Origin of the sequence: Citrobacter sp. Cu231 (assembly GCF_030332265.1) — a bacterium.
Classification (GTDB): Bacteria; Pseudomonadota; Gammaproteobacteria; order Enterobacterales; family Enterobacteriaceae; genus Citrobacter; species Citrobacter meridianamericanus.
Window position 1 is genome coordinate 475,074 of sequence record NZ_JAOWIE010000032.1, and the last position, 12,014, is coordinate 487,087.

At 49.9% G+C, this 12,014-nt stretch carries 10 protein-coding genes; 6 read left to right on the forward strand and 4 right to left on the reverse strand.

The genetic code is table 11. The features are described from left to right. The 3 genes from OGY15_RS08740 to serB all read right to left on the reverse strand — a co-directional run bounded on the left by OGY15_RS08740 (window position 1) and on the right by serB (window position 4,566). Window positions 1-1,986 (reverse strand): ligand-gated channel protein, encoded by a 1,986-nt coding sequence (locus OGY15_RS08740; protein WP_151219839.1) that lies wholly within the window; start codon window positions 1,984-1,986, stop codon window positions 1-3. A 339-nt stretch (window positions 1,987-2,325) separates the two neighbouring features. Further along, window positions 2,326-3,648 (reverse strand): MFS transporter, encoded by a 1,323-nt coding sequence (locus tag OGY15_RS08745; RefSeq protein WP_286538941.1) that lies wholly within the window; start codon window positions 3,646-3,648, stop codon window positions 2,326-2,328. Window positions 3,649-3,678: 30 nt separating this feature from the next. Then, on the reverse strand, window positions 3,679-4,566 hold the full coding sequence (gene serB, locus OGY15_RS08750) for a phosphoserine phosphatase SerB (RefSeq protein WP_286538942.1): 888 nt from the start codon (window positions 4,564-4,566) through the stop codon (window positions 3,679-3,681). A 215-nt stretch (window positions 4,567-4,781) separates the two neighbouring features. Between serB and OGY15_RS08755 the strand changes: the two genes are divergently transcribed. Continuing rightward, window positions 4,782-6,164, forward strand: a complete 1,383-nt coding sequence (locus tag OGY15_RS08755; protein WP_151219836.1) for an L-serine ammonia-lyase — start codon at window positions 4,782-4,784, stop codon at window positions 6,162-6,164. After that, window positions 6,142-6,531 carry a helix-turn-helix domain-containing protein gene (locus tag OGY15_RS08760; RefSeq protein ID WP_151219835.1) on the forward strand — a complete coding sequence of 130 codons (390 nt, stop codon included), beginning with the start codon at window positions 6,142-6,144 and terminating at the stop codon, window positions 6,529-6,531. The genes OGY15_RS08755 and OGY15_RS08760 overlap by 23 nt, the downstream gene beginning before the upstream one ends. Here OGY15_RS08760 and fghA read toward each other — a convergent pair whose 3' ends face one another. Continuing rightward, entirely contained in the window at window positions 6,532-7,368 is an 837-nt protein-coding gene (gene fghA, locus OGY15_RS08765) for an S-formylglutathione hydrolase (RefSeq protein ID WP_151219834.1), read from the reverse strand. A gap of 321 nt (window positions 7,369-7,689) precedes the next feature. Here fghA and folE point away from each other — a divergent pair, with 321 nt between their 5' ends. The 4 genes from folE to mglB all read left to right on the forward strand — a co-directional run bounded on the left by folE (window position 7,690) and on the right by mglB (window position 11,991). Continuing rightward, entirely contained in the window at window positions 7,690-8,358 is a 669-nt protein-coding gene (gene folE / locus OGY15_RS08770; RefSeq protein ID WP_003027410.1) for a GTP cyclohydrolase I FolE, read from the forward strand. A gap of 14 nt (window positions 8,359-8,372) precedes the next feature. Next, entirely contained in the window at window positions 8,373-9,530 is a 1,158-nt protein-coding gene (gene yeiB / locus OGY15_RS08775; protein WP_151224729.1) for a DUF418 domain-containing protein YeiB, read from the forward strand. 144 nt (window positions 9,531-9,674) lie between these two features. Continuing rightward, on the forward strand, window positions 9,675-10,697 hold the full coding sequence (gene galS / locus OGY15_RS08780; RefSeq protein WP_151219832.1) for an HTH-type transcriptional regulator GalS: 1,023 nt from the start codon (window positions 9,675-9,677) through the stop codon (window positions 10,695-10,697). A gap of 295 nt (window positions 10,698-10,992) precedes the next feature. Next, entirely contained in the window at window positions 10,993-11,991 is a 999-nt protein-coding gene (gene mglB, locus OGY15_RS08785) for a galactose/glucose ABC transporter substrate-binding protein MglB (RefSeq protein WP_003027399.1), read from the forward strand. Window positions 11,992-12,014: the final 23 nt, after the last annotated feature.

Genomic DNA, 12,014 nt, shown 5'->3' on the forward strand with positions numbered 1-12,014 from the left:
TTAGAAGCTGTAAGTCAGGCCAACCGTGTAACGACGACCATCGAGGACGGTGTCGTAGGTATCGTAATCGATTTGCTTATCCAGCACGTTATACACGCCGGCAGTCATCAACAGATCCTTGGTGGCATAGTAGCGTAAACCCACATCGACCTGGGTATAGGACGGCGTGCCCTGCGCCATAGAAGTACGGCTCAGGTATTCAGACGTTTTCCCGCGCAGATTCAGGCGGCTCCAGAAACCGAGATCCTGCGTGGCCTGCCAGTCCAGCGTGGTGTTGAACATATGCTTTGGCATTTTGTTCAATGGCTGGCCGGAGAACTGACCGCTTTTCTGCTCAGATTCCGTGTAGGTGTAGTTCGCCGTCCAGTTGACGTCGGAGGTTATTTTCCAGCCGAAGGTGGATTCTACGCCGCGCATATTAGCTTTATCGACGTTAACGCGATCGCTGACGAAGTCATAAGTGGTATTGCCGATAGTACAGGCCGGGTCGGAACTGCTGTTACAGCGACGCACCTCGGTGATTTTGTTTTTGAAGTCGGTATTGAACAGGGTGACGCCTGCGTTGAGGTTGTCGCCGTTATCCCACAGTAAGCCGATTTCTTCGCTGAGGCTTTTCTCCGGCTTCAGGTCTGGATTGCCGACAATGATTCCGTTCAGACGTCCGCCGCCGGTGACCTGTCCCCAGTTTGCTGATGACTGGCGCAGGTCTGGCGCACGGTAGCCCGCCGAAACGCCGCCTTTTAAGGTCCATTGATCGCTCAGATGCCATACGCCATAGCCGCGCGGCGTCCAGTTGTCACCGTAGTTTTCATCTTTATCCATACGCAGACCACCGGTCAACGTAAAGGTATCGGTAACGGCCCATTCATCTTCAGCAAACAACGCCCAGCTCCAGCGGGTCAGTTTGTTCAGCCCATCAGCAGCTTGTAGCTGATTCCCGTTATCACGCAATTTCTCATAACGGTATTGCCCGCCTAACGTCAGGGTGTGCGCCCCGAGGAAGACCTGATTCTGGTTATTGAAAATCGTGTTGTAAGACTTCATCTGGCGACCCGGGTTTTCGCTCTCTTCCTGCTGGACATAGCTGGTGGAGTTGAAGTCGTCGTAATAACCACTGTGGGTTAAGGAATAGGTCGTGTGTACATACTTGCTTTCGCTTTTACTGTTGGGCTTACAGCTTCCGTTGCGGCAGTTTTCCTCAGCCATAGATTTGCCCGGCGTACTGTCGCGGTCTTGCAATTCACGAGCGTAATCGAAGTCGACGTCATTTTTATCATCTGGCGTAAAGTTCAGGGTTAACCCTCCGTTACGCATACGCTGTTCATTGTAGCCATTGAGGATTTTATCTTCCGCCCGATGGGAGAATAACCCGGTCACCTTCGCACCAAGTAATCCGTCAATCAGTGGCCCGGACGCATAGGCGTTGGTCTGGTAAATATCGCCGGAGTCTCTGTCCTCCTGGAACGTGGCGTCGCCGTGCAGAGAGCCGGTCCAGGCTTTGGTATTCGAGACTTTCTTGGTGATGACGTTAATGACGCCGCCCATCGCATCGGAACCATACAGGGACGACATCGGGCCACGGATGACTTCAATACGCTCGATGGATTCCAGCGGCGGCAGCCAACCTTGCTCAATACCTGAATTGTCGCTGTTCGGGCGTGTGCCGCGGGTGCTGATGCGTTTACCGTTGACCAGGAAGAGCGTGTATTGCGAAGCCATACCGCGAATACTGATGTCGCTGCTGCTCCCCCCGCCGGTGACGACGACGCCAGGGACATCTTTTAGCGCATCGGTGACATCGCGATAGGCTTTATCTTCGATCTGCTGCTTGGTAATAACAGATATCGACGCCGGAGCATCCTGTATTTTCTGCTCAAAGCCGGTAGCTGTTACTACCACGGTGTCTTGTTCTGCGGCATGGCCGAGTGATGGGAGACTGGCGACGCATACTGCGGCAGCTACAGCCTTAACGTGAGGTATAGTCATTTGTATCATTCCATTTAAATGAATCAAACTGCGCGTCATGTGAAAGGCCATGACAATTGTATGTATTTGTCTTTTAAGGACTCTTTTCAGTAAAGAAGCGGGGTGATTGTACAAAATCATTAATTTTTGTAAACACAAATGATAATAGAAATCATTTGTGTTTGATTTCATTTCGAGGGAAATGCTTTTTAATCAATAAGATAATGGAGTGAGAAAAAAGGAGAAAAAGTAATGAAAGCGAGACGAATGAAGAGGGGAAACCTTTTTGATGCTGAAGAATGGCTTACGTTTTTGACTTAAGGACAGCGGCTATAACACCGCTGTCCTGTTTTGGCTGGCTTATAGCCGATGGAATTTGGCGAGTAAGGCCAGTGACAGGGTTGTTAACAGGATGGCGATCACGGCATACAGATAAACACCAGACCACTCCCAGCTATTCTTCACTAATATCACCGGTACGCCTGCTAATGCCGCGCCGACATAGCTAAATAATCCCCGGAAGCCGGTTATCGATCCCGCTGCATCTTTATGAGTAACATCCAGACAACCGACGGCAAAAAGCATATGCGGGCCGTACAGGGCGAACCCCATTATGGTGAAGAGTATCGCCGTAATGGTATATGAAGTATCCTGTACCACTGGGATTAAGGTAATACACACGCACAGCATTAAGGCGAATATTAGTCCTGTCATCCAGCGATTACTTTTAAACATAAAGTCCGATAAGTAACCCGCCAGTAGTCCTCCGGCAAGTCCACCGCCTTCAAACCACGAGATAATGGAGTTGGCCTTAATCAGGCTCCAGCCATGTACCTGCGAATAGTAAATTTGCGGCCAGTCGTTGAGAATGGTGCGGGCAATATAAACAGACATATCGCCGATGATAATAATCCATACCAGCGGGTTAATCAGGATATATTTAACGAAAATCTGCCAAAAGGAGAGGTTAACTGGACTGGCCTTAACCTGGGCAAGTTCTGTCGGATCATTGCGCCATTCTCCAACGTTAGGCAAACCTAAGGTCCCGGGACGGTCTTTAATCGTAAAGAGTGCAACAATCCCCATCAGCAGGGAGATCGCGCCCGGCACATAAAAACCCATTTTCCAGCTGCCGCTCCAGACAATCGCAAAACTGGTCAACAGTGGGGCGAGACTGCCGCCGATATTATGCGCCGCCTCAACGACCGCCCACCAACGCCCACGTTCATTTTTGGAAAACCAGGATGCCATGATCTTTGCCATTGGCGGAAAACTGGTGCCCTGGAGAATGGCGTTGAGGCTGTACAGCACATAAAACGCAGCGACGCTGTCGGAAAAACCAAAAAGAATATTGACGATCCCAACGCCAATGAGCACCGGGCCGGTCATGGCTTTCGGATTGATTTTATCAACCAGCATGCCGCCAACAAACTTCATTGACCCATACAGGATGTAAAACAGTGAAGACATGATGGCAAAATCTTCTGCGGTCAGAGCGGTATTAGACAACATTGCCGGCATGGCCGCTGAAAAGTTTTTACGCGTTAAATAAAAGACAGCGTAAGAGATAAAAACCGAGGTAATGATCTCTATCCTGAATTTTTTGTAAGTATGGTCAATCTCTTGTTTTTCTTTTACAACCGGCTTATCAGTCTGGCTGAATATAAACGATTTTAAGCTCATATGAGTTTCCCTTCAGGCAGTGCTCGTGGGTTATAATCCATTTTCGATCAAGAACAAAAGTGACTCGAATCCGTGAAAGTTAATTTGATTTGTTATTAACTCTCTGACCGCCGGTTTAGCTTTCCAAGCAATCCCCGTGCCTGCATATGTCAGCATGGGAATATCGTTAGCGCCATCACCGCAGGTGATAATATTATGCTGCGGTATCTGCAATGTATTGGCGAGTCGCTCCAATGTTTTTTGTTTATTATCTGCATTCATGATAGGCGCAGCGATATTATCTGTCAGTTTACCGTCCCTGATTTCAACGGTATTAGAAAAAACATAATCCAGATGATATTTTTCCTGTAACCTGCGAGTAAAAATGTCTAAACCACCAGAAATGATCGCCGATTTAAATCCTTTCTGTTTGAGAATGGGCAAAATAGTGGTAATGCCGGGAGAAGCGGTCATTTGATCGCATACGGCATTAATCACATCGATATGGGTTCCTTTTAACATCCCGATGCGCCGGGTAAAGCTGCTATTGAAATCCAGCTTTCCTTCCATCGCCTGCTTCGTCAGCTCTGCTATCTGTGCGGAGATGCCGAGCACGCGCGCAATTTCATCGACACCTTCTTCTTCGATAAATGTCGAGTCCATATCGAATGCAATAATTCCTTTCGCTGGAATGATTTGCGGTTTAATGAAAAAATCAAACTGCTGAGCGAATGACGTGATTCGCAGTTTTTTATATATTTCATTTGTGAATGATTTATCTGGTATTGACAATTTAAAATATGATTTATTGATGTGCGTTATATGTGATTGTTCCAGTGTACACTGATTTTCTTTTGTATCGCGATTTAGAAACGTTTCATGCAACCATGCCTGCAGTTTTTCAGGTTCTTTTGCACTAATAAAATAAATAATTGCCATTATGTCACTCCTGTAAATTAAGGTTATTGTAATAGTAGGGGGTGGCGATTGAATCCTGCTTTATCACAGATGTGAATGTTAAAAAAAAGAAAAAATAGTATTGTTTTTTATACCAATAAATAAACAAAGTCTGAAAGGTATCATTTTTGATATACACGTCACGGTCTGTTGCTACTGGCGGTATATTCTATTTTGACTAACAGGATGGGTCTAAAATGGAAAGTTGTATTGATATTTTTAAAGTCGTCATTGGGCCTTCCAGTTCAAGAACAGTAGGGCCAATGCGTGCCGCGTTTAACTTCATTTCACAATTAAAGCTACAGGAGATCTTACCGCTAACGCGAGAAATCGAGGTTGAGCTATACGGTGCGCTCTCATTAAGCCGCAAGTGTCATAACGTTGATATCGCTCTTTATCTGGGGCTGTTGGGTAACCAGCCGGATGATGTTGATTTACGTCAGCAAATGGAGGCCATTAAACGTGCTGAACAGAACGGTATTTTGCTGCTCTCTCCTTCAGTTGCCGTGACGGTGACGATTCTGGCTAATCAGCAACCGCATGCCGGTCATCCCTATGCGATGACGTTTCGCGCCCGGGATGATTATTTTACGTTGTATGAAGAAACATGGTTTTCAACCGGCGCCGGACAGGTTCGTAAACCCGGCGCGTCGACGCCCGAGACAGCGGCGCAAGAAAACGTATATCCTTTTGCTTTTCAGCATGCGGCGCAACTGCAGGATCTGTGTCAGCGCAATGGTTTATCCGTTGCGGCATTAATGATGAAAAATGAGTTACAGGTGCATTCCCAGGCGGCGTTGCATGACTATTTTTCGTACGTTTGGGCGATTATGCAGCAGGCAGTCCATCGCGGTCTGCATACTGAGGGGCTGTTGCCGGGGCCGTATCAGGTACCGCGCAGAGCTTGCGCATTGCATAAATCACTGGCAATGAGACCCTCTGCTAACGACTTTCTCACCAACCTCAACTGGGTCAATGCCTTTGCGATTGCCGTCAGTGAGGAGAATGCCGCCGGTGGGCGGGTGGTGACCGCGCCGACTAATGGCGCGAGCGGCATCATCCCGGCGGTCCTTAGTTGGTACGATAAGTTTATCTGTGAACTGGATAACGCATCGGTTACCCGCTTTTTTCTTACCGCTGGCGCCATCGCGTTACTGTTCAAACAAAATGCCTCTATTTTAGGTTCTGAGGTCGGGTGTCAGGGGGAGATCGGCGTGGCAAGTTCGATGGCGGCAGCCGGCTTAGCAGAACTGATGGGGGCCTCAGTCGGTCAGGTGCTGAGCGCCGCAGAAATTGCCATGGAACATCATTTGGGGCTTACCTGCGATCCGGTTGGCGGGCAGGTACAAATTCCCTGTGTCGAACGCAACGCGATTTCGTCAGTAAAAGCAATTAACGCCGCAACGATGGCGATAAGCCGCATCAGTGAGCCATGCGTTTCGCTCGATGAGGTAATTGCAGCTATGTATGAAACGGGTAAAGACATGAGCGCGAAATACCGTGAAACGTATCATGGCTGTCTGGGAAAAATTCAGCCCAGAAAACGGAGAGAGTGGCATGAAATATCACACCATGAATAATGATGAAATCATCTTGTCATTATGCGCGCGTATCCGGGAAACGCGGATTTCCTTGGCCCTGACCCAGCAGCAGTTTGCCGACAGTGCTCAGGTGGGGATTGCAACCATTAAACGAATTGAGAAAGGTGGGGGATTGAATCTTGATACGCTTATCTCTCTGTTGCGTGCACTGAATAAGTTGCATCACCTGGATGCAATCTTATTCGAGTCTGAAGTGCGTAATTTTAATGAAGGTCATGAAGGCGGTGAGAGCGTGGGGCGATTACAGGTACGCCAACAGGCGGCCGATCTAAATCGTAAAGCGTCCGCGCCGCAGTCAGAAGAGATGAGCTACAGCGCGGCAATAGAAAATACCCTTTACTGGTGATCACTTCAGCAAATACTGGGCGTGGAATCGCAGGTGATCCTCGATAAACGACGCAATAAAGTAATAGCTGTGATCGTAACCCGGCTGGATGCGTAAGGTCATTGGCCATGCGGTTTGACGTGCTGTTTCGGCCAGTACCGCGGGCTGCAACTGATCGGCAAGAAACTGATCGCTATCACCCTGATCAATCAGCGTTGGAATCGCATCTGCGGGCTTGCTGGCCAGCATTAACGCGCAACTGTCCCACTCAGCCCATTGCGATTTATCTTCACCCAGATAAGCGCTAAAAGCCTTCTCGCCCCAAGGAACGCGGCAAGGATTTACGATCGGCGCAAAGGCGGAAACACTGGTGTATTTCCCGGGATTTTTCAGCGCCATAATTAATGCGCCGTGACCGCCCATAGAATGCCCGCTGATCGCGCAGCGATCGCTGACGTTAAACTGAGACTGAATCAGTGCCGGCAGTTCGTCACGCAGATAGTCATACATGCGAAAATGGCTTGCCCACGGCTGCTGGGTGGCATTAAGGTAAAAACCGGCTCCCTGACCTAAATCGTAACCCTCATCGTTGGCAACCTGCTCGCCACGCGGGCTGGTGTCCGGCATCACCAGGACTATACCCAGTTCAGCCGCGATGCGTTGCGCCCCGGCTTTCGTCGTGAAGTTTTCATCATTGCAGGTCAAACCTGACAGCCAGTACAGCACCGGAGGCGGGGCGTTATCGCGGGGTGGGGGAAGAAAAATACTGAAGGTCATAGCGCAATTTAGCGTGGCGGAGTCGTGACGCCAGCGTTGCTGCCAACCTTCAAAACAGCGGTGCTCTTCAAGCATTTCCATGCGTGGCTCCTTGTTGTGTTGAACCTGAATGTGTTTGCGAACTCACCATAATACAGATTATTCATTGCACCGTGAGTAACTTTCACTTCCGCATTGAGCAAACATACTTCATCATCTATATAACTTTACATTAACACTCGATATCACCGGGCTAAACAGTAAGTGAAATTGCTACGCTGAAAGGCTGTGCCAATTTCAATAATTATCGCGGTGAATACTGGATTATGTGCGCCGCCTCACGCACAATGTTCTGGCTGTGACACAGCCTAAAAACTTTGCCCCATGCAGGGCAGAGGCGCCCCACCTGCAGGAGAAGAAGAAATGTCATCACTCAGTAAAGAAGCGGCCCTGGTTCATGAAGCGCTGGTGGCGCGTGGTCTTGAAACACCACTGCGCCCGCCCGTGCAAGAGATGGATAACGAAACGCGCAAACGTCTGATCTCAGGTCATATGACCGAGATTATGCAATTGCTCAACCTTGATTTGAGCGATGACAGTTTGATGGAAACTCCGCATCGCATTGCGAAAATGTATGTTGATGAGATTTTCTCCGGCCTCGATTACGCCAACTTCCCGAAAATCACCGTCATTGAAAACAAAATGAAGGTGGATGAGATGGTCACGGTCCGCGATATCACGCTGACCAGCACCTGCGAACACCACTTTGTCACTATCGATGGCAAGGCGACAGTGGCGTACATCCCGAAAGATTCGGTCATTGGTCTGTCGAAGATTAACCGCATTGTGCAGTTCTTCGCTCAGCGTCCGCAGGTACAGGAACGCCTGACTCAGCAAATTCTCACTGCGCTGCAAACGCTGCTCGGGACGAACAATGTAGCAGTGTCGATTGATGCGGTGCATTACTGTGTGAAAGCGCGCGGCATTCGTGATGCGACCAGCGCGACCACGACCACGTCTCTTGGCGGATTGTTTAAGTCCAGCCAGAACACGCGTCAGGAATTCCTGCGCGCAGTACGCCACCACAACTGATCGGGGCAGGGACCATGGAGCGTAATGTCACGCTGGATTTTATTCGTGGCGTCGCCATCCTGGGTATCCTGCTTCTCAATATTAGCGCCTTTGGCCTGCCAAAGGCGGCATACCTCAATCCCGCGTGGTATGGCAACATCACCTTATCCGACGCCTGGACCTGGGCGCTGCTCGATCTCTTTGCGCAGGTAAAATTCCTCACGCTTTTTGCGCTGCTGTTCGGTGCTGGTCTGCAAATGCTGCTCCCACGCGGTAAACGCTGGATCCAGTCGCGGCTTACGCTGCTGGTGCTATTGGGTTTTATTCACGGTTTACTCTTCTGGGATGGCGATATTCTGCTGGCATATGGCTTAATCGGCCTGATTTGTTGGCGGTTGATCCGTGATGCGCCGTCGGTAAAAAGTTTATTTAATACCGGCGTGCTGCTTTATCTGGTGGGCGTTGGCGTACTGCTGCTGCTGGGCGTGATCTCCGGGAGTGAGACCAGCCGCGCCTGGACACCGGATGCTTCAGCGTTGCTGTATGAAAAATACTGGAAGGTGAACGGCGGAATGGAAGCAGTCAGCAATCGCGTGGATATGATGTCCAATAGCTTGCTGGCGTTGGGTGCGCAGTACGGCTGGCAACTGGCGGGGATGATGCTGCTCGGCGCAGCATTAATGCGCAGCGGCTGGCTAAAAGGACAGTATAGTTTGCAGCACTATAGACGTACCGGCGTGCTGCTGATCATTACAGGGATGGCGATTAACCTGCCTGCTATCATCGCTCAGTGGCAACTGGACTGGGCCTACCGCTGGTGTGCTTTCCTGTTACAAGCTCCGCGAGAGCTGGGCGCGCCGTTGCAGACCCTTGGTTACGCAGCGCTGATGTTCGGTTTCTGGCCGCAGCTTAGCCGCTTAAAATGGGTCATTGCCATCGCCTGCGTGGGGCGCATGGCGCTAACCAACTATCTGTTACAGACCTTAATCTGTACCACGCTGTTTTACCAGGCGGGCTTGTTTATGAAATTTGACCGGCTGGAGCTGCTGTATTTCGTCATTCCGGTCTGGGCCGTAAATCTGCTGTTCTCCGTCATATGGCTACGTTTTTACCGGCAGGGCCCGGTTGAGTGGTTGTGGCGCCAATTAACTCAGCGTGCGGCGGGGACGTCATTGCCTCGTACATCCAGATAACGATCTGGATCACATTCGTTAACAAAATGGATGTAAGCGCTTTCATTCCTGTGACCTCACTCACGCAGCCCATTTCATTGTGCTGACAAAATATCCAGCCTGGGGTGTCTGCGGTTAACCGCAATCTAAAACAGGGCAGTGAATATGGTAACCATCCGTGATGTGGCACGGCAGTCTGGCGTTTCGGTCGCGACCGTTTCCCGCGTACTGAATAACAGCGCGCTGGTGAGTCCCGATACGCGTGAAGCGGTAATGAAGGCGGTCACTCAGTTGGGCTATCGACCAAATGCCAACGCGCAAGCGCTGGCGACGCAGGTGAGCGACACAATTGGCGTTGTGGTCATGGATGTTTCAGACGCATTTTTTGGCGCGCTGGTAAAAGCCGTGGATATGGTTGCCCAACAGCATCAGAAGTACGTCCTGATTGGCAACAGCTACCATGAGGCTGAAAAAGAACGCCACGCCATTGAAGTGTTGATTCGTCAACGCTGTAACGCACTGATTGTTCACTCTAAAGCACTGAGCGATCGGGAGCTGGCTGAGTTTATGGATCAGATCCCTGGCATGGTGCTGATCAACCGCCTGGTGCCGGGTTACGCCCATCGTTGCGTCTGCCTGGATAACATCAGCGGTGCCAAAATGGCGACCCGCATGTTGCTTAATAATGGTCATCAACGCATCGGGTATCTGGCATCAAGCCACCGCATTGAAGATGATGCCATGCGTAAAGAGGGATGGTTAAGCGCCCTGAATGAGCAGGGGATAGTGGCGGCAGAAAGCTGGGTCGGCACCGGTTCGCCCGATATGCAGGGCGGAGAATCTGCGATGGTGGAACTGCTGGGGCGCAATTTACAACTGACGGCGGTGTTCGCCTACAACGACAATATGGCTGCCGGCGCGCTGACCGCGCTAAAAGATAACGGTATTGCTATTCCATTACACCTTTCAATCATTGGCTTCGATGATATTCCCATCGCACGTTACACCGATCCGCAACTGACCACCGTGCGTTATCCCATTGCCTCAATGGCAAAAATGGCGACGGAGCTCGCGTTACAAGGGGCGGCAGGTACGTTAGATCCGCAGGCGACGCATTGCTTTATGCCGACGCTGGTACGTCGCCATTCAGTGGCGCTGCGGCAGAATGCGGCATCGATCACTAACTAATAACTCAGCGCGATGTAACCGCTTTCAATATGTGAGTAAATTCACAGTATATTAACAATGCGATAGCTATGATGACACTGTTTGTTGCGCTGTAACTACTATGTAACGGTGAATAATCACTTTCATCGAGGTATAGCTGCCTTAAACAACTAATAAAGCCTGTTTTTGGAGCGTTGCCAGACACGGAAGAAATATTTTTAAAAGTGAGCTTCGGCGTTCAGTAACACTTCAGTAACGTTCTGCCTGCCGAGCATTTATCTCAAGTACTACCCTGCATATTAAAACCGGAGATACCATGAATAAGAAGGTGTTGACCCTGTCTGCTGTAATGGCAAGCATGTTATTCGGCGCGGCTGCGCACGCTGCTGATACCCGCATTGGTGTGACTATCTATAAGTATGACGATAACTTTATGTCAGTAGTACGTAAGGCTATTGAAAAAGATGCCAAAGCGGCGCCAGATGTACAGCTGCTGATGAACGACTCGCAGAACGACCAGTCCAAACAAAACGATCAGATCGACGTGCTGCTGGCAAAAGGCGTTAAAGCACTGGCGATTAACCTGGTTGACCCGGCAGCGGCAGGCACGGTCATTGAAAAAGCACGCGGGCAGAACGTACCGATCGTGTTCTTCAACAAAGAACCTTCTCGCAAGGCGCTGGACAGCTATGACAAAGCGTATTATGTCGGTACTGACTCTAAAGAGTCCGGTATTATTCAGGGTGATTTGATTGCTAAACACTGGGCAGCTAACCCGAACTGGGACCTGAACAAAGACGGCAAAATTCAGTTTGTTCTGCTGAAAGGCGAACCGGGACACCCGGATGCTGAAGCACGTACTACTTACGTGATTAAAGAGCTGAACGACAAAGGCATTAAAACTGAGCAACTGCAGTTAGATACTGCAATGTGGGATACCGCTCAGGCGAAAGATAAGATGGATGCGTGGATGTCCGGTCCGAACGCGAACAAAATCGAAGTGGTTATCGCCAACAACGATGCGATGGCAATGGGCGCAGTTGAAGCGCTGAAGGCACATAACAAAACCAGCGTACCGGTATTTGGCGTGGATGCCCTGCCTGAAGCACTGGCGCTGGTGAAATCTGGTGCTATGGCCGGTACCGTGCTGAACGATGCTAACAACCAGGCGAAAGCTACCTTTGATCTGGCGAAAAACCTTGCTGATGGCAAAGGTGCGGCTGATGGCACCAACTGGAAAATTGAGAACAAAATTGTTCGTGTTCCGTACGTAGGTGTTGATAAAGATAATCTGGCAGAGTTTACCAATAAGTAAATACTCCGTCTGTGGGCGCAATA